We start from the raw sequence: 21191 nt of genomic DNA, 5'->3' as shown, positions 1-21191 counted from the left end.
TCGGACTCTCAAAGTACCTCGAAACGCTAGTATCGCAGCAGAAGTCGGAAAACAAAAGCTCGAAATCCGAGAGAGAGTACCCCGGAGATGGGTCTCGAGAATCGTCCAGCACCGGCAATAATCACACGCGTATCGCTGTAATGTGAATCGACGACCCTCGCCTGAGCACTCATCACGCTACTCGTCGTCCAGCACGTCCCCGACCCGCTCGCCCAACTCTTCGGCCTCGATGTAGGAGTACGACTCCCGCGTGACGCGGAGCGAACGGTGTCGGAGCACGTCCTGGGCCAATCCGCGGTCCTTCCGATAGAGTTCGTCGCCCAGTCCCCGGCGCGCCCCGTGCGGGAGCGGGGGTTTCCCATCGACGTCCACGTCCGCGGCCGCCGCGATTCGCTCGAGGACGCGGCGGACCCCTTCGGTCGTGACGGCCGGCGGCGCGATATCGCGCTCGCGTAACACGTCGTCCACGTCGGCGTCTTCGAGCAGGGCGTTCGCCTCCGCCTCGCCCAACGCGTCGCGCGCCGCGGCGTACTTCGACGGCGCGTGTTCCGTCGGGAAGACGGGCCACTCCCCGGAGGGCGGCCGCTGGACCTGCCGCCACCGCCGGAGCGCCTCTCGGGCCTGCTTCGGAACGGAGACGTCCTCCCACTCCTGTGCTTTCCCCCACACCCGAAACGTCCACGCGTCGGTGTCGACGCGGTCCCACGTCAGCCCTTGTCGACCCGTTCGGTCGTCGCCGCTCACTTTGAATACCTCCGCGCCGCGCACGCCCGTGTACGCGAGAACGTGAACGAGCGCTCGGTCGCGGACCGCCCCGCGCGCGTCCGACCCCTCCCGTTCGATCGCTTCGTAGGCGGCGTCGTCCGCGTACCGGACGAGTCGCTGGCGGACATCGCGCGACCAGAACTGCTGTGTGTGGTCCTCGTCGTCGCGCGGGAGGGGTTCGCGCGCCCGGTTCGATAGCGCCGGGTTTCGTGCGAGGTCGCCGTCGCGGACGCAAAACCCCAGAAACCCGGAGATGACGTTGAAGTACGTCTGCGCCGACGAGGCGGAGATACCGCCCGCGTCGACGCGCTGCGCGAGTCGGTCGGCGTACCGCCGGAGGAGCTGTTCGCCCTCCTCGTCGAGGGAGTCGAACGAGTCCTTCCCGCGGCGGCGGAGCCACGTCTCGAACTGCGAGAGGACCGACTCGGCCGTCGAGCGGTACTGGGCGCTCTCGCCGCCGGCGCGGAGATAGCGGTCGATCGCCGCGACGAGTTCGCCGTCCACGCGGTCAGCGCGCTCCTCGGATGCGTTTTCGTCCTCGGTCGATCCGGGCGGGTCGGCGGTGGGCATCGAGTAGAGCGTACGAGACAGCGACGCTTAAATCGTCTCCAGCCGCGTCAATCGGGGTCCGGTACCGAATCCGGTACGCGACCTCGCAAAGAGATTCGACTCAGTGCTCGGTAGTGTCTCTCTCGAGGTCGGACTCCGAGTCGACATCGCGGAGCACTCCGGGGTCTTCGACGTCGACGAACCGCGTTCCGTCGTGCTCCATGACGAGTTCGCGTCCTCCGCGGTCGCCGTCGACGTCGGCCAGCGCGTCGAAATGCTGACGGTCGAACAGGACGGGGTTGCCGCGCTTACCGTCGTAGCGCGGAGCGACGATGCTTCCGTCGCCTGTCCGGTATTCGTCCAGCAGTTGGTCCACCGTTCCCGAGTGCACGAACGGCATGTCGCCGAGTAAGAAGACGACGGCCTCCCAGTCGGCTTTCCGAGCGAATTCGACGCCCAGGCGGACGGAGGTGCTCTGGCCCTCCGCGTAGGCGTCGTTGTACCGCGTCGGGAGGTCGAAGGAGTCCACTGCGTCGGTGACGGCCGCTGACTCGTGGCCGACGACGACGACCGCTTCGCAGAGCGACGAGTCGACGGCGGTGCGCGCGACGTGAGAGACGAGAGGGGTACCCCTCAGCGGTTCGAGAAGCTTGTTCGCCTCGCCGAAGCGCGTGCTCCGGCCGGCCGCGAGTACGACGCCGCCGACCGAACCCGTCTCCCTCATGTCTCGGCGTTCGTCGCGAAAGGTACTGGCTCTTTTGCCGAGTTGCACGCGCCGCCCCGAGTCGGCGTATTTCGGCCGCTGAAGGGTGATGCTCCGCCCAAGGCGTGCCTTCCGACGACCAGACAGCGTCGACCCCGGTAAATCTACTTGGCTTTAGTGACCTAAAACAAAGTGATTGGGGAGACGCGCCTAACGTCTGTTTTCGGTGCGCAGCAGTCCTCAGACGGTCGTTAGAGAGTCTCATGTATTCTATATCGCTATATCAAATGTCGACTTGTCCGGGTTGAGACTACGGGGGTAGAGAGCGGCTCTAGTGCGTGTATTTGGGTGAATCGGAGAAGGAGAGCGGCTTCGATTTTGGTTGCAACGGCGAATTCATCTCGGGGTTCCAACTAGTCACTCGGAAAAGCCACCAGACAGACAGCGCCGCCGCTCGTCACCGGGCGGTCGCTTATGCGGATCAACGATTATCCGATTCCAGTCTGCTTCTTTAGCAGCGTCAGAACAGTATTCGCGGTCACTATTGGGGAACGCACGTACTCCCCGATCAGACTCGACCGCGAGTACTGGACTGTAGAACGACGTACCACCTCGAACGGAGTCGTCTGCGCCGTATATTCGCGTCCGAACCAAAGTCAGAGACCGTTACTCACGGCGTGGTTCTGTTACAGTGTTACTGCTGTAATTGTGAGGCCATTTATAACCGAATACTGCGCGTACGCCTCCCAGACAAGAAACCCGGTTCAGACGCCGGCTGGCGGGGGAAACTCCAGAGAGCGAACGTTTGACGTGATTGTTGCCTATACGAATATTCTTATACAAGAAGTTCGAATCATACTCAGTACGGCAGTCGGCGAGAACAGGCGGGTAGAAGGCCCTCCTACTCGGCACGAAGAGAGTCGAGCGGTAGAAACACCCGAGGACGCGCCGACCTGGCACGCCCGATAGTCGGATTCGAGGGACCGAACTCGAGAACGAAAACCGCACGGGTGAAGAAGCAGACCAAGCGCATGCAGACGTTACCGAACATCACGAACCAATGAGCAAATTCTCGACACCGGAGTTGACAGTTGAGCGCTGTACGAATGCCGCAGAATGGGACGAGTTCGTCGAAGCGAACGACGGCTCGCCGTTCAGCCTGTGGGGGTGGGGAGAGGCACTCGTCACGTACGGACACGACAGGTGGTACCTCGTCGCGCGCGACGGGGACCGCGTCGTCGGCGCCCTCCCGCTCATCTACATGAAGAGCACGCTGTTCGACTCCCAACTCGTCTCACCGCCGTTCGGCGAGCGAGGGTCGCTCGTCTTGAACGGGGAGAGACCGAGGGCGGCGACGACGGCCCTCCTCGAACGGACGAAAGAACTGGCGGCGGAGTTGGGCGTCGACTTCGTCAGCCTTCGAGGGTCGAACGTCGACGAGGAACTCCCGGACGGGTTCACCCGAGAGCGGCGATTCGTCACGTTTCAGGTCGACCTGCAAGAGGGGAGCAAAAGCGTGTGGGGCGGTCTGAAGGAAAGTCGACAGCGACAGGTGAGACAGGCCGAGGACGCTTCGCTCACCTATCGCGTCGGCGACTCCCTCGACGACTTGAAGCAGTACTACCGGCTCTACCTCCGGTCGAACCGTGGACACGGCTCCCCGCCGCACTCGTTCGAGTTCTACCGAACGCTCTGGGAGGAGTTGGCCCCCGAACACCTCCACTTGGGCATGGTCGAACGGGAGGGGTCGCTGATCAACGCTATCATCGACCTCTCGCTCGGGACGAGCGTCCACCAGTGGGGGGTCATCACCGACTACGAGCACCGGGACCTCAACGGGGGGAGTCTGGCGCTCTGGCGGTCGCTCGACCGCGCGTGCGCGGACGGGCACGACGTGTACGACATGGGACGAACCCGGGAGGGGTCGGGCGTGTACATGTTCAAGAAGAGTTTCGGGGGTCGGAAGGTGTGGTACGACGACGTGCATCACTTTCCGAACGGGCCAGTCGACCTCCCCGACCCGGACGACGAGACCTACGACCGACTCAAACGCGTCTGGCGACGGCTCCCGATTCCCGTAACGCGCGTCATCGGCCCGTCGATTCGAAAGGGAATCAGCCTCTAACCTGAGATGCACGTCCTCTACATCGTCGGTCAGAGCACCGGCGGCCTCCCCCACTACACGGCGGAGTTGGCGAACGCCGTCTCCGAGCACGCCGACGTCACCGTCATGAAGCCGGCCGAGACGACCGCTGACGACCTCTTCGACGAGGAGGTCACGCTGATCGACGCGTTCGACCACCTCGGCGTCTCGATGCCGCAACTGTACAAACTCGACGTCAACCCGCTCGATTTCGCGAGGGGGTTCCTGTCGTATCGGAACGTGAAGCGACTCCGGGGCGTCGACGTCGACATCGTCCACGATACGACGGACCTGTTCCCGCAGGTGAAACTGTTCTTGAAACTCTACGGTATCGACGACCGCCACGCCCTCGTCGTGACGCGCCACGAAGTGAGCAGCAAGCGCCTCTCGCTCAGTCGACCGCCGGTGATGGTCGAAGACGCGATAGACTACGTGATTCCGGACCTGAACGTGGCTCGGGTCGTGGTCCACACGGAGAACCAGCGGCGAGCCATGATCGGGCGCGGGACGCCCCCGGAGGCAATCGACGTCATCCCGCACGGCGCGTACTCGGTGTTCGGGGACCACTCCGACGTCGACGCGCCGACCGAGCGCAACTGCCTCCTGTTCTTCGGGAACGTCGTCACGCCGAAGGGAATCGACACGCTCGTCGAGGCGATTCCGCTCGTCAAGCGCGAGGTTCCCGACGTCACCCTCCTGATCGCCGGCGAGGGAAACATTCCGGAGCGGTCGCGGGCCATCATCGGAGCGCACGAGGAGAACTTCGAGGTCCACGACTACTTCGTCCCCAACGACCGCGTGAAGGAGTTCTTCGCGCGCGCCGAGGTGGTGACGCTCCCGTACCGCTTCCAGGACGGGACGAAGGGACACAGCGGTGCGCTGGCGACGGCGTTCTCCTTCGGGAAGCCCGTCGTCGCCTCGACGGCCGGCGAGTTCGAGTCGCTGGTCGGCGAGACGGAGAGCGGACTGGTCGTCCCGCCCGAGGACCCGGAGCGGTTGGCGGACGCTATCGTCCGCGTCCTGACCGACGACGAGGCGAGACAGCGGATGGCGGCGAACAGCCTTCGGATGGCGGAGCGACTCTCGTGGGACAGCGTCGCCGAGCGGTATCTTGCGGTCTACGAGAGCGTCCTCGCCGGGAGGGCGGTCCACCGGCCCGTCTCTCGTACGTGACCGGCTTGCGGGATGAGCGACGGGTCGCGACCGTCTCTAGTCGTCGAGATGCGCGCTGTCGGCATCGCCCGGACGTGGGATACGGAGGCCGGGCATCCCGTCGGCGACCCAGATTGCGACGATGAGGGCCGCGAGCAACGCCTGCACGCTCAGAAACGACTGCAGACTCAGTCGCTGGAGATAGGCGGCGAAGGACTTCCCCGCGTCCGGTGGGCCGGAGAGAATCGGCCAGACCAGATATCCGAGGTACTCGTATCTCGCTTGGAACAGAAACGGATACACGTCGGCGAGGCTGTGGCTGAGGTGACCGGCGCCGAACGCGAGCGCGAGATTTTTTCGACCCAATCGCGTTCCCACGGCGTACAGGACGGCGAAGACGACGGCCACGGTGAAGAGCGAGTGACCGAGCGACCGTCCCGACGGGAGGACACCGAACGTCCACGCGAGCGGTTTGTCCACGATATCGGGAAACTGCGTCCCGAGGAGAAGGAGCCAGACCTCCGCGTGACCGGGCGGACGTCCGTCCGAGAGGTGAGTGATACCGGTCCACAGCAGGTAGCCGATCGCCGCGTGGGCGTACGGTATCATGGACCCCCGATCGAACCGCGATTCGGCACATGACTGGAGGGGTCCGTTCGGCTCGCTCCGCCGAGAGTCGCCGAAGTCGGTCTCGAACCGAACCGAGCTCCGTCCTCACACTTCGAGCTTCGATTGCGGGTCATCGTCGAGCAGTTCGTCTGCGAGAGCAATAATAGTGCGTCGTCGGCCGGGAGCGCCCACTGACGCGAGCGCACCGACCGCCGGACTCATAACCGTCGGACTCGTCACTCGGTTCGATGACGACTCGATCGGATGACCGACAGGGGCGCCTCTCGGACGTGACTTCCAAAGGAGCCCTCTTGGGTGTCGCGTCGCGGTTAGCGAACAGATACGACGTTCTCGGGACTATCCACCGAGCCTACTGGCGGGCGCGTCTCGCCGCGTTCGCCGAGGGCGGTACCGTCCGGGTCGGAGGGACGACGGCCCGCTTCGCCGTGGCGACGCGGTCGGAACGGCGGCGCGTCAGGCATCTGGGCGGAGAGCGCTTCGTCCTCGAAATGCTCCTCGATGAGCTAACCGGAGACGAGACGCTCTGGGACGTCGGGGCCTGCGTCGGAACGTACGCCTGCCTCGCGGCTGGGCGACTCGCGGACGGCCACGTCGTCGCGTTCGAACCCGAGCCGACGAACCGCCGGCGGCTCGAATCCAACCTGCGCGAGAACGCCCCCGCGTCGCGCTGGACGGCGCTGCCGACCGCGCTCTCCGACTACGACGGGTCGACACCGCTCGCATCGGAGTTCACCGAGGCCGGCGGGGGACACCACCGCCTCGCCGCATCTGACGCCGCGGGTGGCGGGACTCCCGTGGAAGTGCGGCGAGGGGCGGGCCTCTGCGCCGCTGGGGTGCCCGCTCCGGACGTTCTGAAGGTCGACGTTCAGGGAGCCGAGTTGCAGGTGTTGCGAGGCATGGGTGCGGTGCTGGACGGCGTCGGGACGGTCTACGTCGAGATGCACAGAGAGAAGACGGCGTGGTACGGGTCGACGACCGACGAGGTCGAGGCTTTTCTGGCGGACCGCGGGTACGCGACCGAGCGATTAGGTGAACCGACGAACGGGCGGCCCGGCGTGTACTTCCTGCGGGCGCACCGTTGAGTGGCCCGACGAGAGCGGTCCCGCATCGACCGGGTCGACCGACCACCCGAAGTATGAGGTACTTTCATTACGGCAAGCGTCGATTCGTTACCATGGTTCAGCAGCACGCGAGCGATCGGTCAGTCCTGATACCGGCCGGGTTCTCGCCCAAGAGTCTCACTTCGGTCAGATCGCTCGGCTCGCACGGCGTGCACACCGTCGTCGCCTCTCACAGGCGATCGGTCCCGGCGTTCGCATCGAGGTACTGCGACGAAGCGATCGTAGTTCCATCTCCGTGGGAGGATCTGCTCGCGTACAAAGACGCGCTCTTGGAACTCGCGGCGCGACCGGATGTCTCGGTTATCATCCCCTCTCAGGAGGAAGACGCGTTCCTCCTCTCGAAGTACTCCGAGGAGTTCGCAGAACACGTCGCACCGCTGTGGCCGCCGATGGAGACGCTCCGAACCGCGCACGACGGGAAGCGTCTGCCGGAGGTCGCACAAGAGGTCGGACTCCGGGTGCCGGAGACGATGCTGTACGACGAGGTCGACGACTGGTCACGCGAACTCATCGTCAAGGCCCGGTACTCGATTCTCACCAGCGAGTACGCACCGTCGCTGTCGCCGACGGTCTGCGAAGGGAAGACCGACCCCGTCCACCCGAGTCCGGGCACACCCCCGAGTCGGGACGTAATCGACGAGGCGTTCGCGCGTAACCCGCCGATCGTCCAGGAGTACGTCCCGATCGCCCAGGAGTACTCGTTTCGGGCGCTCTGTGATCACGGCGACCCGGTCGCGACCAGTCTGAAGCGGCAAGTTCGGGGAAAGACGTACGCGGGTGGGGCGAGCGTCTTCTGTGAGTTGATCCGCGACGAACGGATCGAAGAGATGGGACGGCGACTACTGGAACACCTCGATTGGCACGGAATCGCCTCGGTCCAGTTCATCGAGGACGCGCGCACTGGCGAACTCAAGTTCACCGAGATCAACCCTCGGACGTGGACGTCGATTCCCCTCGACGTCCGCGGCGGCGTCGACTACCCCTACTTCTACTGGTTGTTAGCACGAGGCATGGCCGAGCGAATCCAGCCGACGTACGAGGAAGGGTTCGCCGCTCACCTCCTCTTCGGCGAGTTCCAGTACCTCCGCAGCGTCCTCTGCGACGACTACCCGAACGCCGCCCGCCCGAGGTTCGGAACTGCGCTCCGAGAGGTCCTCGGGTCGGTCTACGAGCACCCGAACTCCTACTTCCTCGTCGCCGACGACCCCGTCCCGTTCGTCAGCGGACTGCGAAACGTCCTCTCGGATCGAAACTGACCCCGAGCGGCCGGAACCGGCGACTCCTGACCGGGGGCGTGAATCGGTGACGAGCGCCCGTCGGCGGATCAAAGGTATCCCAGGTCCGCCAATCGGCTCGCGGTCGCATCGTCGACGGCGACCGAATTCGAGTGCGCTCGTGCCCGCTGTTTGTACTCCTCGATGTCGTCGTCGAACCAGTCGGCCGTCCACTCCGGGATAGCAGCCTCCGCGGCATCCTCGTCGAACTCCGACTGCCAACACGGTCGCGCCGTATCGAGGGCGTACGCCGTCACGGTGGACAGGGAATCCCAGACGACCTTCCGGGAGTCCTCGTAGGCACACCGCATCATCCGGTCCCAGTAATCGCGGTCGCGGGGTGGCTCCGGCCCGGGGCTGAGACCCACGTGTTCGGCGACCGCTCGATCCGTACCGATATCAGGGGTCTCCCCGTCCGCGAGACCGCAGACGAGGTCCGGCAACTCGAGGTGGGAGACGAACCTCCCGGTCGGTTCCTCCCATCCGCGCGGGGGATCGATGATCTCCAGCGGAACGTGGAGGAGGGATTCGGAGAGGCTGCTCTTGTGGCCGAGTAGCCCGTCCTCGAACGGATATCCGAGGTTCTCGCCGTGATCGGCCGTGACGAGTACGGTCGTCTCGCGGTCGACCGTCCGCCGGATCTCTTCGATCAGTCCGGAGACGACCCGGTCGAGATAGTCGATGTTCGCGGCGTACAGCTCCCTGAACCCGCGGAGGTAGTCGGGATACCGCTCGGCCGCCAGCGAGACGTCCCAGAACTGCTCGCGGTCCGAGTCCCAGGAGTTCGGGACGGAGTACAGCGACCGATCCATCCCGATTATCGGACTGAACGGCGCGTGAGCCTCCATGAAGTTCAGAAACAGGAACTGCGGGGCGTCCCGTTCCTTGAGAAGTTCGAGCGCTTCCCGCCGAATCAACTTCGCCCCGTCGTCCATCGGGTCGGGTATCGGCGACCCCATCGCCGTTTGTTTCATCTGTGCTGCCACGCCGTTGGCGAGACTCCGGAACGGCCGGTCGTGGCGCATCGCCTCCCGGAGAAACCCGACGTAGAGTTCTCGCCCACGTTTTCCCGTCTCGTTGAAGTACGTCGTCGCGTTCAGCCCGTCGACGAAGTACTGGTACCGAGGTGCGTCGACGAACGTATCGAAGAACCGGTCGAAGTTGTAGGCCGGGCCGGCGTACACGTTCGCGCTGATTCCGGCCGTGTGATACTCCCGAGGGAGATGCTCGAACAACGTCCGCTCTCGCGGGAGCGTCGAGAAGTCGCGGTTGTGCGTGTGGAGACCGTGCTGGTGAGGTAACTGGCCCGTTATCATGCTCGCGTGACTCGGAACGCTCCACGAACTCGCCGCCCGACACTGCTCGACCGACACGTCCGCCATCGAACGAACGCGCGTGGCGTGCCTGTCGAAGTAGTCCTTGCGGACGGAGTCGAGGCAGACGACGATGATATTACGCGTCATCGGGTAGCGTGGTTTCAGTGGAGCCGTAATAAAACGCTCGCTGACGCCGTCTCAGGCGGAATTGCCGGTCGTCGTCCAAGAAGAGGGCAGTTGGATGGCGGCTTCGGAGAAGCTCCCGACCACCGCATTACCCTGCGCCACGCACCCGATGTACTCTCCGCCGACCGCGCGAATCCCGGTTCGGGTGCCCTCTCCGCTCCCGTCGATCATGTTGTTCTGTATCTGAAGCGACCGCACGTCGTTTCCGTCCGCTCGACAGAACACCGCGTCCGGGAACGAGCCGTAGATTACGTTCCCCGCGATTCGGTTCCCCGACGAATCGACTCCCTTGGCCGACCTGACGGAGATGCACGGCGCGGTCGGAATCGGCTTCGACAGGTCGCTGTCGAGAACCAGATTTCGGTGGCCTCGGTCGATGTACACGTCGGTCCCGGCGTTCTCGTAGAACTTTCCGCTCGTCACGAAGTTCCCGTTTCCGCGGATTTGCATCGCGTCCCCTCCGTTCCGCCCGAACCAGCAGGTGTCGATACGAGCGACCCCGACCGCTGCGCCGGTCGTCCGGCTTCCGCCCAGTCTGAGTCCGTTCCCCTTCGAGCGGGCGAACAGGCAGTTTCGGAAGACGTTGTTATCCGTGGACGCGTTCGGTGATCCGGCGAGCCAGAACCCGTTCGTCGGCGCGTCGACGAACTCGCAGTCGACGAACCGGCCGTTCCAGAACACGCCGTAGACGATATCGCCCGTCGAGTTGTGCGCTTTGTTTCCGTCGCAGGTGAGGTGTTCCATCCGAACTCTCAGACTCGCTCGGCGGTCGGGGTTCGGGGTGACGACGAGGTCGGTGTTCGCGCCGTCGGCGAGTTTGAGAGTCGTCGCGTTCACCCCGGCACCGATCAACCGAACGTCGTGTCTCACCGTCAGTTCGGAGCCGACGTAGGTCCCGCTTCCCAGAACGACCGTAACGTCCGGCGCGTGGTCGTCGATGACCGCTTGGATTCCCCCGATGCCGTCCGCAGGCGGAACGAAATAGGTGTTTTCGCGGGCGAGAGCGCTGTCAGAGGGGAGCGAACGGGCACCCCCGCGAGGCGTGGTCGTTTCGTCCTCCTCCTCCCGGTCGAATCGTGCTCGGCCGTTCGTAGCCGCGTACGTGATCGCTCCCCCACCGGCGGCGGTACCGGTCAGTTTCAGCAACTCCCGTCTGGACACGTCTGTCATCCTCGGTCTACCCGATGAAGGGGTCGATTGGCGTAAAGGGTTTGCCCGAGCGACTCGGAACCCGTCACTTCGCCACCGACTGGCCTTCGGCATTGCCTCGGCAGGGGCTTGCACCGCATCCCGTCGGCTGAGATGCGTTACGGAGAGTCGAGGAGAAAGCCTCGCCCTTTAGGGCGGGGATGAATCCGACAAAACTTTCCACAGACCGTCTCTCCCCACCAATCCGCGACACCCACGCAATCACCGCAAACCAAACTGTTAACATTCGAACACCCGTACAAACAAGTATGCGACGAGCCAACTCGTTAACCGCTCACGCCACCGAATCGTGGCAAAAAGTGTGTCTCTGTGAGTGGCTCGCCGCGTGCTGCGCCTTCTACAACCAAGTCAACTACCGCCGACGACAAGCCTACTTCGAGACAGGCAACTGGAAGACTGCGACGTACTCAGACTTATACGACGACTACGCCGCTGTCACCAGCAAAGCAGCCTGCCAACAACTCGTCCGCAAGAACGCCGAAACATGGCGGGGATTCGACGAACTCGACAACAACCCCGCCGAAAACCCCAGTCCACCCGGATACTGGGGGAATCGCAGAGAAGGCTACGAGTTAAAATCAGTCGTTCGCGGTGACTTGTACGACGTAGAGTGGAGCGCAGACCGCTCAACAATCCGAATCCCCGTCGGGAAAGCACTCAACGACAAATACGACATCCCCGGCAGAGGATACCTCGTTGAATTAGAGCTTCGAGGGAACCCGCGATGGAAGGGGAAGCAAGGCCGACTCGATATCGCGTTTGATGAGGAATCACAGTGTTTCCGTGTCAATCAGCCTGTCACCGTACAGCCAGACTACATCGACGTAGTCCGACAGGCCGAATTTGCCACTACTACACTCCAACAGGAGAACACGGAATCTACAGATTCGCTTAGCGCGGCTATCGACGTTGGCGCGAACAATACCCTGACCATCGTCACGAGCGACGGAGATTCACTCGTGTTCCATGCTCGCCCGGAGTTCCACGAGTTCCAACACGGTTACGACGAAATCTCGGAGCTACAGTCGCAGTTAGCAGAGCACGTGTATTCGAGCGAGCGTATCCGCCGTCGGTTCGACTCGCTGTATGGTCGGCGAGACCATCACCGAGACACCGCAGTCAAACACGCTGCCCGATGGCTGGTCTCACAAGGCGTTGAGACTGTGTACGTCGGAGACGTGTCGGACGTGCTCGATACGCATTGGTCGGCGGAGGTGAACCAGAAGACGCATAATTTCTGGTCGCACGGGCAATTAACTGCGCGTCTCGAAGAGACGTTCGAGGTCGCTGGATTGGGACTCGTAGAGGTCGGCGAGTATGGGACGAGTTCGACGTGCCCATATTGCTCGTCTTCAGAAGTGAGTCGAGATGGAGACGAGTTCTCGTGTTCTAAGTGCGGGGTAGAGGCGCATTCAGATATCGTAGGCGCGTCTCTGATTCTCGCGGGGAACGAGGATGTAGATGTTGCGGAGTGGTTTGAACCGAGTGATGAACGAGGGTCGATGGCACGGCCTGTCTCCCGTGAGGCTGGAAGTCCACGGGACGGAGACTACGAGGTCACGTACCTCCAGTGGGATGACCACGAGTGGACAGCAGTCGTCACCGAGGCGATGCGAACGCTTGGGTCGTTAGACTACCAACGAGGACTAGACGAACTATCAAGCTCCTCCGGGCGTCGCTTGGCTGTGTCGCCCTAAGAGGAATCCTCGCCCTTCTGGGCGGGGAGGATGTCAAGTGCCGCGGCGGTCAGGCCACGAAAAAGTTATGTGCGTTGTGTCTGAACTGACTGTCAGTGCAATGATTCGTACGCGATCGCCCAGCGTCACGAGCACTATCTCACGACGATAAACCGAGAACGGAACCATGCAACCCACTATCGACTCGGTCCGTCCGGACCGACTGAGAGGAGCGTCTCCGAAAGATACTCGAACACAGGTCGCCGTCAAGAGTGCAGATGTCCGTTAGGCGGATTCTCCATCAGAATCCGACCGACTCCGAGAAACGGCTTCTCGGCGGGGTGTTAGTTTTCCTCGCCGGGACGTATCTGCTGGCGCTCGCCGCGGTGAACATCGACAACGTCGTCCTCGGTAGCCTCCGCGTGGTCGTCGGATTCGCGTTCATCACGCTCGTCCCCGGCTATCTCCTCAGACGGCTTTTCCGAATTCAGGCGTCGTCGGTGCTCCAGTCACTGCTCGACAGTGTCGGCCTGAGTATTCTCTACTGCGTGGTCGTCGCGGCGCTGCTCGACGTCGTCCTGTCGCGAATCGCGGAGCCGCCGCCGGGAAGCGCGTTCTCCGTCGTCCTCGTTCTGTCGATCAGCGCGATGGTCGTGATCGTGATTCGACGGGGAGAGTGGAAACCTCCGTCCCTCTCTCCGTCGGTCAGATCGGATCGGCGGTTCCGACCGGCGGTCGCGCTGCTCACGGCACTCCCGCTGGTCTCCGTCCTCGGGACCCACTTCGTGAATCAGTCCAACTCCAACCACGTGGCGCTCCTGTTCGTGTTCCTCGCCGCCACCCTCCCGATTCTACTCCGCACGAGGGTGATCCCGCGATCGCTCAGGCCGTACGCCGTGTTCTGTGTCGCCCTCGCCGTCCTCTATCACACGTCGTTGATCTCGCCTCACATCTGGGGCTGGGACACGCACTACGAGTACAACATCAGTCTCCGTCTGCTCGAAAGACACTGGGACCCCACCGTATCCAACTCCCTCGTACCGCTGCTCACGGTCACGTTTCTCTCCGGGTTGTACACGACCGTCACCGGCTTACCGCTCGTATCCGTGCTGAAGGTCGTTTACCCCGTTATTTTCGCGCTGATGCCCGTCGGGGTCTACGTCGTGTCCGCCCACGTGTTCGAGGACCGCGGTCTCGCGGTTATCGCCCCCTTCTTCACGATATTCTACTACGGGTTCTTCAAGGTGATTCCCGGGAAGCAGGCGTTCGCGGAGGTGTTCTTCGTCCTCTTCTTGGTCGCAGCGGTCAGGTCCCACCTCACCGAATCCAAACGGGCGGTTCTCGCCATCTGCTTCCTGAGCGCACTCGTCTTCTCGCACTACGCGGCGTCGCTCCTGTTCTGTCTCTTCCTCGGGGCGGCGTACGCGGGGGCACTCGCTCTCACGCGAACGTCTCGCTTCACTGCGCCGGAGAGCTATACGATCGTTCGGCCGCTCTTCGTCGTCTCCCTCGGACTCATCTGGCTCCTCTGGTTCAACTTCACCGGCGGCGGTGTCGTCGTCGAGCGCGTTATCTCGACCGCTCAGTCGACCGTCCACGGGCTCTTCAGTCAGACGTCGGATAGGAGCGGTATCGCCTACGCGACCCGGTCGTCCGAGTCGCTCCTTTGGGTCCTGCACAAGGCGATATACGTCGTCGTCATCGGTCTCGGAGGACTCGGCGTGCTTCGGGAGCTCGTGTCGCTGTACCACCGGCAAACGATCGACGTCCGAGGCGAGTACGCCCTCATCGGCGCGGTGATGTGCGCCTTCATCGCGTCGGCCGCGGTCGTAACCTACAACATGGGATTCGATCGGGCACTCCACATCGGACTCGTCGTTCTCGCTCCCTTCGTTGTGCTCGGTGCGAGGTGGCCCGTCGCCCTGCTGGCCGAGCGGACGTCCTACTCGTCGTTGTTCAGTGCGCGGAACGCGACCACCGCGCTGTCCGTCTTTCTGGCGGTGATGTTCGTGTTCAGCTCCGGAGCGGTGTTCGCCGTCGCCGGACAGGACGTCCCCGAGTACAGCGTCGGGCTGAACAAGAACGCCGGCTTCCCCGTCTACACGGAAAACGAGGTCGCGGCGACTCAATGGGCCGACGACCAACTCCCGGTCTGCGCCGGAATCGGGGTCTACAGCGACCGGTCGAGGGCGAACAGTCGCGACGGGTTACTGTTGGGCGAGGTGATTCCACAGCCCCGGATCGAACTGATCTCACCGAATCAGACGACCATCCAGAACTCAACGTACATGTACGTGAGCGACCGACCACTCGATTACCGGAACGAACTCGGCCGCTACATCGAACCGAACTCGACCGAATACCACGACCACATCCTCACGCACGCGGAAGTCGTCTACGCCCGAGACAACGTCCGAATCTATCGCGTTCGCGAGCGACCCGAATGCTCTCGGGAGAACGGTCGACTCACGCCGGCGCCGTCGGGAAAAACTCTATACGTGACAAGCGAGTCGGAGCGAGTATCGCCGCGAGCGAGACCCTCGTCTCGCCCGCGACCGGTAGCGATCACTGGACGCCTCGAACGAACCAGCAGTACACAATGAGAAAATACACCCTCGAAAACTTCCGGCGGACGATCGAATCCCCGCAGATCCTCGTGGGAGAACTAGAACGCAAGGTGAACAAACTCAACCGCGCGTACCATCGGGTCGCGTCTCCGAACCGGGGACTGTACGTCATGGACGAACCGTGGGAGAACCTACTCATCCTCGACGGATGTCGATACGATGTCTTCGAGGAGACCCACCGTCTGGAGGGGACGCTCAGCAGCGTCGAATCTCGAGGGAGTAACAGCGAGGAGTTCATCACGGAGAACTTCTCAGGTCGGACCTTCCACGACACGGTTTACGTATCGGCGAATCCCTTCACCGAAGTGCTCATCGAGGACGGCGTGTTCCACGACGTCGTCAACGTCTTCGACCTCGCCTGGGACGAGGACCTCCGGACGGTCACGCCGGATGCGGTCGTCGAACACACGCGAAAGGCATACGAGCGCTACCCCGACAAGCGGATTATCAGTCACTTCATGCAACCCCACTATCCGTTCATCGGTGAGACGGGCCGGAAGATGAGCCACCGAGGGTTGTCCGGGGAGGTCACGGAGTTGGATCGAAAGGCGGACTCCGCCGACCTCCCGATCTGGACGATGCTTCGATACCGACTCTCTGAGGCGACGCTGGAAGAGGTCTGGACGGCGTACGCCGAGAACCTGGCGCTCGTGCTGCCCGCCGTCGAGGAACTCCTCGACGTCCTCGAGGGGAAATCGGTCGTCACGGCCGACCACGGCAACCTCTTCGGCGAGAAGGTCCGTCCGCTCCCGATTCGGACGTACGGACATCCGCCCGGTTTCAGGACCCCGGAACTCGTGACCGTTCCGTGGTTCGTTCCGCCGTTCGAGCGCCACCGGTCGGTTCGGTCCGATCCGCCTCAGGTCGCTGCTGACGATGCGGGCGACGGGAGCGACGATGCCCGCATCGAACAGCGGCTTCGAGACCTGGGATACGTCTAGTGCGGTCCCCGGGACAGCACACATGAATCAGAGCATCAGCAAACTGTCGTCGATCACGTTCCTCGGGAAACTCGCGGGGCGCGGATTCGAGTACGGCCTGATCGTTCTGATCGGTCGAGCACTTGGTGCAGAGGCGCTCGGTCGGTTCACGGTCGCCGTCGTGGTGCTGCAGATCGCCGGGTTCCTCGCGATGCTCGGGCTCAATACGACCGTTCAACGGTACGTCCCCATCTTCAGAAAGCAGGACGACGACGAACGGCTGGCCGGACTGACGCTCCTCGGGTTCGTCTCCCCGCTGCTCGTGGGGTCGCTGCTCGCGGCCGCGTTGTACTTCGCGTTACACCGATTCCATCTGTTCGACAACCCCGGCGACAGCACCGTCCTCTACGCTCTCTTACTCGGCGTTCCGCTCTTCGCCATGTTTCGTATCGGAGAGGCCACGACGCGAGGATTCAAGGAGACTAAGTACGCGGTGTACATCCGCGACTTCGGGCAATCGGGGTCGGCCGTACTGCTCGTCGCCGTCGCGGTTCTCCTCTTCGGAACGATCTATTCGGCAGCCGTCGCGTACTTGGTCTCGCTGGGTATCGGCGTGTTGCTGAGTATCGTCTTCCTGTACCGTCTGGGGTGTTTCGACAGGATCCGAACCGCGAAGCTGAACCTCCCGGAGACCTATCGGTACTCGCTCCCAGTCGCCGTGGGCGCGCTCTCCGGAGAGATGCTCAAGTACACGGATTACCTCATGCTCGGCGTGTTCGTGAGCAACACCGAGGTCGGACAGTACCGGGCGGCGTTCAGTACGGCGGTTCTCATCACGTTCGCGATGGCCTCGGTGAGTTCGATATTCCCCTCGGTCGCCTCCGAACTCCACCACGAGCGAGAGACGCAGAAACTCGACGACCTCTACACCGTCGTCACGAAGTGGATAACGTTCCTGACCGCCTTCGCGATGCTGTTCTTCCTCGTCTTCTCGACGGAACTCATGAGCGTCTTCGGCGAGGGATTCCGTCAGGCGAGCACCGTGTTGGTCGTCGCGCTCCTCGGACAGGCGGTCGGTAACTTCGTCGGCCCGGCCGGCTACCTCCTGTTGATGTCGGACCACGAGCGCGTGGAGATGGGCAACAACGTCGTCGGCGGCGCGTTGAACGTCGTTCTGAACTTCGTACTCATCCGCGAGTTCGGAATCATGGGTGCCGCGATGGCCACGTCCTTCTCGATCGGATTTCAGAATCTGCTGCGTTTACTCGAGGTTCGTTACCTGCTGAACATCTGGCCGTACTCCCGCGAATACGTCCGGGCCGTTGTCCCTCTGACCGTCGCCCTGGGAGTAATGCTTCTCGGAAGCCAGATCGGGGCACCGCCGGCGCTGAAGCTCCTGCTCAGCGGATCTATCGCCGGCGTGGTCTTCGTCTACATGGCCATCAACCGCGCCTACACCGACAGAGATCAGTTGCTGGTCGCGTCCATCAAATAGCGTCGCACGCTTTGGAGTCCGACGGTCGACTCGGCCCAACGGCTTCGGTCTCGACTCGGATTCCGTCTCATCCCCGATGCATCCGAGCGGTACGGGGTGTACCCGACCCCGCGGCGCCGTCACCCTCGGTCGACCTCCACGTCCGTTTCGCGGAGCGCCGAGAGCGGCGACGACGCCTGTTCGTCGAGGAACGCCCGTTCCGCCAGAACGGATCCGACCGTCCCGAACTCGTGGGCGGCGAGGAGGCGGTCCAACTTCGCCTCCGTCCGCTCGATGCCGGCGAAACTCACCGTTCGCTTCGGGAGCGAGCAGTCGATCCGAACGTCCGGGTTGAACTCCCACGGATGGAAGTAGAGGTTGGCCGGAGTGCCCCTACGGTTCAGCCGTCGTATCCCCCGGTCGAGCACCGACGCCGGAAGCACGCGGGCGTAGAACCCGCCCGCGATCGGTAACGGCACGCGAGCGCTGGCGACGGAGAGCGGGAACTCCACGAGTCCGTTCGAGGGCGTCCCGTTCCGGCGGCCGAACGGCGAGTCCGCCGTGACCGTGTACGGTTCGGTCGAGGCTCCGCTCACGCCGTACATGGGGGTCTTCACGGGGAAGACGCTCGAATCGAACAGGTAGTCGCTCGATTCGAGGACTTGGAACGCCCAATCGGTCACGGGAGTAATCGAGAAGTTCGGCGCGCGGAACCCCCGGGGACGGACCCCCGCGGCGTCTTCGATGGCCTCCGACGAGCGCCGGAGTTCGTCCGCGAACGTCTCGGGGGTGAGTTCGAACAGCGGTGTGTGGGTGTGCCCGTGCGAGGCTATCTCGTGCCCCTCTTTCCGTATTCTTCGGACGAGTCGCGGATACTCGGCCGCGAGTTCGCCCACGACGAAAAACGTCGCGTGAACGTCGTGGCGCCGGAGCAAGTCGAGCACGATGGCGACCGACTCCTCGACGCGGTCGGCGGGGTCGTCGACCTCGTCTCGGAGGAGCGTCGCCGAGTGCCAGTGTTCGAGGTCGAAACTGAGCGCGTTGGTCACGTCGGCGTCGGGACGGGTTCGACCGAACACGGTCCGCGATCGGTCCCGCGTGACCGTCTTCAGGATGTTCGAGACGAGCGTGAGTCCGTGGAGGACCGGATGGTGACTGCTGGGGTTCTCCACGTCGTAGGTCACCGAAACACCCACCTCGTCGACCTCGTAGTCGTTCCGGTGAGCGTGATACAGGATGTCCGTACTCGCGCTCATCGATTCCCCGATTTTCTCTTTGGAGAGGGACTCTATCGCCGATCTATCGTAGAGACGAAAGCCGCTCTGCGTGTCGGCGACCCACGCGTTCCCCCGGACGATACCCGTACTGAGGTTCGTGAGCACGTTGACGACTTGCAGTCCGAAGAGCCGGTACAGAGGAGCATCACAGGTCGCACCGTCGACGAACCGGCTTCCGACGACTATCTCCGCGCCGGTCTCACGCTGTCCGCGTACCAGCGTCGGGATGTCCGCGGGGTCGTGCTGACCGTCGCCGTCCAGCACGACGAGTCGTTCGGCGTCGCGCGCGTCGGCCTCCCGAAACGCCGTCCGGAGCGCCGCGCCGTACCCTCCGTTGGTAGTGTGTTCGATGACGGTGGCCCCGGCTTCGCGGGCCGCCCTCACCGTCTCGTCGGTACTCCCGTCGTCGACGACGAGCACCTGCTCGACGAACTCTTTCGTTTCCGCCACGACCCGACCGATGGCCCCGGCTTCGTTGTACGCCGGTATCGCAGCGACTATCCCCGTCCCCGCCTCCGCCGCGTCGCCGTCTCGGTTCGTCGGCGCCGAAACCGTGTCGACGGCGTACAGTTGCGACGCTCGTAACGCCGCCTCGCTGCGCTCGAAATCGATCGATTCCCCCGACTCGTGAACCAACAGACCGGAGTGCCCTCGCCGCCGCGCCTCCCGCTTCAAGCGCGACCGGGGGTCGAGTCGGTCGTCGACGGACTCCGCCGGGTGTACCACCTCCGTTCCGGTTCCCCGAACCGACGGCAGTCGTTCGGGCGCTATCCCGTCTTCGTACGCCAGTAGGCAGTCGTACCCTCTCTCGTGGGCTCGGACGACGTTTCGAGCGATCACGTCGACGTTCCCCGTCGTCGCGATCATCCCGATTGCCGGTCGTCGTCGCCGCGTCGTATCCGTATCCATAGTTTTGCTTGCACTCGGCGTGTCGACTCACCGCCCCCGATTCGGGACCGCCCGCTCCACCTCGCTCCCTGGGTGTACCTCGTAGTAGACGGGGCAGTGCGATCCGCCACGCACAGCATAACTGATTGTCTGACGGCGGGGTGTCAGTTCTGCCTCACTGCTGAGGTGGCTTTTATATATTAGCTGAGCGGGATATCAGCCTCGTCCCACCTATCGGGTACGGGTACCCGAATCGACACGACCGAGTTCTAATTTCAGCCGAGAGGTACGATAATCGATACCGAATATCGGAGCATTCGTCAGCTCAAAAATAGATATAGAAAACAATATACGATTTTCTTGAGGACAATTTATATTCGAGGGTAGTGTGTCAGCCCACTAAGAGTATGAGTGTGCTCATGGAGGCGTCCGTCTCGACCAGCGACTTCTTGTTCCAGAACGTGCTGACGAACTACCCCTCCTGTACGATCCAGTTGGAGCCGTCTATCTCCATCGACGCCGAGATGGTCCCGTACGTCTGGACCGCCGACGTCCCGTCCGACCGACTCGAAGGACTGCTCTCGTCGGAACCGCACGTGAGAGACGCGGAGATAGTGGACACGACGAACGGCGGATTTCTCGTCAGACTAGCGTGGGACGACGACGAGAACGTCAACCCGCTACTGGCGACGCTTCGGGGACTTCCCGTGGCGGTATCGGAGGCGGTGGGGACAGGAGGGGGATGGAATCTCACGCTCAGGTTTCAGACCGCCGACGCAGTCTCGCGGTTTTATCGAGGGTATCGGAGCGCGAACATCAGCGTGAATCCGCTCAGAATCCAACAGAACGCCCCGTGGATGAACGAGCGGAGACACAGGTACGGACTCACCGCTACCCAGCGGAAGACTCTCGTCGAGGCCTACGAGTCGGGATATTTCGAGGTCCCGCGGAAGACTTCGCTCGTGGAGTTGGCCGACCGCCACGGCGTCTCCAGTAACGCGGTCTCGGAGCGACTGCGCCGGGGTATCGATACGTTGCTCGGCAACGCGCTGGTCGAACCGAAGCAGTTGGTCCGGCCCGAGGAGAAACCCGACCCACGTCTCGAAAACGACTGACCCGGTTCGCTCGACTCTGCCGACGGGTGTGAGAAGACGTCTCTCCGGCTCCGGTCCGGTTCGGTGCGCCGGTTCCGTCGACGAGCGGACGACGTCGAGCGAGGTTTCTCGCTGACTACTCGAAACGTCTGCGGAGAACGACGAACGGACGGTCTGCACACCCGGA

Annotated in this window: 15 protein-coding genes; 9 read left to right on the top strand and 6 right to left on the bottom strand. The window is 63.2% G+C overall.

Translation table 11 applies throughout. The features are described 5' to 3' along the window. Positions 1–177 precede the first annotated feature (177 nt). Both NDI79_RS14175 and NDI79_RS14170 read right to left on the bottom strand, forming a co-directional pair. Positions 178–1335, bottom strand: coding sequence for a tyrosine-type recombinase/integrase (locus tag NDI79_RS14175; RefSeq protein WP_310929180.1), 1158 nt, complete (start codon positions 1333–1335; stop codon positions 178–180). A gap of 100 nt (positions 1336–1435) precedes the next feature. Further along, positions 1436–2038 (bottom strand): nucleotidyltransferase family protein, encoded by a 603-nt coding sequence (locus tag NDI79_RS14170; RefSeq protein ID WP_310929179.1) that lies wholly within the window; start codon positions 2036–2038, stop codon positions 1436–1438. Between the two features lie 1039 nt (positions 2039–3077). On the opposite strand from NDI79_RS14170, the gene NDI79_RS14165 reads away from it, so the two are divergent. Next, positions 3078–4142, top strand: a complete 1065-nt coding sequence (locus tag NDI79_RS14165) for a GNAT family N-acetyltransferase (RefSeq protein WP_310929178.1) — start codon at positions 3078–3080, stop codon at positions 4140–4142. A 6-nt stretch (positions 4143–4148) separates the two neighbouring features. After that, on the top strand, positions 4149–5333 hold the full coding sequence (locus NDI79_RS14160; RefSeq protein ID WP_310929177.1) for a glycosyltransferase family 4 protein: 1185 nt from the start codon (positions 4149–4151) through the stop codon (positions 5331–5333). Positions 5334–5369: 36 nt separating this feature from the next. Here the strand turns inward: NDI79_RS14160 and NDI79_RS14155 are convergent, their stop codons facing one another. Beyond that, positions 5370–5921, bottom strand: coding sequence for a metal-dependent hydrolase (locus tag NDI79_RS14155; protein WP_310929176.1), 552 nt, complete (start codon positions 5919–5921; stop codon positions 5370–5372). 248 nt (positions 5922–6169) lie between these two features. Here NDI79_RS14155 and NDI79_RS14150 point away from each other — a divergent pair, with 248 nt between their 5' ends. Together NDI79_RS14150 and NDI79_RS14145 are read left to right on the top strand one after the other, a co-directional pair. Continuing rightward, positions 6170–7024: an FkbM family methyltransferase gene (locus NDI79_RS14150; protein WP_310929175.1), complete on the top strand. Its 855-nt coding sequence runs from the start codon at positions 6170–6172 to the stop codon at positions 7022–7024. 92 nt (positions 7025–7116) lie between these two features. Then, complete coding sequence (locus tag NDI79_RS14145; protein ID WP_310929174.1) at positions 7117–8319, top strand: carboxylate--amine ligase; 1203 nt, start codon at positions 7117–7119, stop codon at positions 8317–8319. A gap of 68 nt (positions 8320–8387) precedes the next feature. Here NDI79_RS14145 and NDI79_RS14140 read toward each other — a convergent pair whose 3' ends face one another. Together NDI79_RS14140 and NDI79_RS14135 are read right to left on the bottom strand one after the other, a co-directional pair. Beyond that, positions 8388–9800, bottom strand: coding sequence for a sulfatase-like hydrolase/transferase (locus NDI79_RS14140; protein WP_310929173.1), 1413 nt, complete (start codon positions 9798–9800; stop codon positions 8388–8390). 51 nt (positions 9801–9851) lie between these two features. Beyond that, the gene (locus NDI79_RS14135; protein ID WP_310929172.1) at positions 9852–11009 is read right to left on the bottom strand and encodes a right-handed parallel beta-helix repeat-containing protein; all 1158 of its coding nucleotides are present in this window, start codon (positions 11007–11009) and stop codon (positions 9852–9854) included. Between the two features lie 287 nt (positions 11010–11296). Between NDI79_RS14135 and NDI79_RS14130 the strand changes: the two genes are divergently transcribed. The 4 genes from NDI79_RS14130 (at position 11297) to NDI79_RS14115 (ending at position 17766) form a co-directional block, all read left to right on the top strand. Next, positions 11297–12745, top strand: coding sequence for an RNA-guided endonuclease InsQ/TnpB family protein (locus tag NDI79_RS14130; protein ID WP_310929171.1), 1449 nt, complete (start codon positions 11297–11299; stop codon positions 12743–12745). A gap of 257 nt (positions 12746–13002) precedes the next feature. Then, positions 13003–15327, top strand: a complete 2325-nt coding sequence (locus tag NDI79_RS14125; protein WP_310929170.1) for a DUF2206 domain-containing protein — start codon at positions 13003–13005, stop codon at positions 15325–15327. A gap of 134 nt (positions 15328–15461) precedes the next feature. Continuing rightward, complete coding sequence (locus NDI79_RS14120; protein WP_310929169.1) at positions 15462–16292, top strand: hypothetical protein; 831 nt, start codon at positions 15462–15464, stop codon at positions 16290–16292. A 22-nt stretch (positions 16293–16314) separates the two neighbouring features. Next, positions 16315–17766, top strand: coding sequence for an oligosaccharide flippase family protein (locus tag NDI79_RS14115; protein WP_310929168.1), 1452 nt, complete (start codon positions 16315–16317; stop codon positions 17764–17766). A gap of 119 nt (positions 17767–17885) precedes the next feature. On the opposite strand, the gene NDI79_RS14110 is transcribed toward NDI79_RS14115, so the two are convergent. Beyond that, positions 17886–19931, bottom strand: coding sequence for a polysaccharide deacetylase family protein (locus NDI79_RS14110; RefSeq protein WP_310929167.1), 2046 nt, complete (start codon positions 19929–19931; stop codon positions 17886–17888). Between the two features lie 386 nt (positions 19932–20317). Here NDI79_RS14110 and NDI79_RS14105 point away from each other — a divergent pair, with 386 nt between their 5' ends. Next, complete coding sequence (locus tag NDI79_RS14105) at positions 20318–21025, top strand: helix-turn-helix domain-containing protein (RefSeq protein WP_310929166.1); 708 nt, start codon at positions 20318–20320, stop codon at positions 21023–21025. Positions 21026–21191 lie beyond the last annotated feature (166 nt).

The sequence above is a fragment of the Halogeometricum sp. S3BR5-2 genome (genome assembly GCF_031624635.1).
GTDB lineage: Archaea > Halobacteriota > Halobacteria > Halobacteriales > Haloferacaceae > Halogeometricum > Halogeometricum luteum.
The sequence above is the reverse complement of the archived record's forward strand: the minus strand, read 5'-3'. Positions and strand labels throughout refer to the sequence as shown.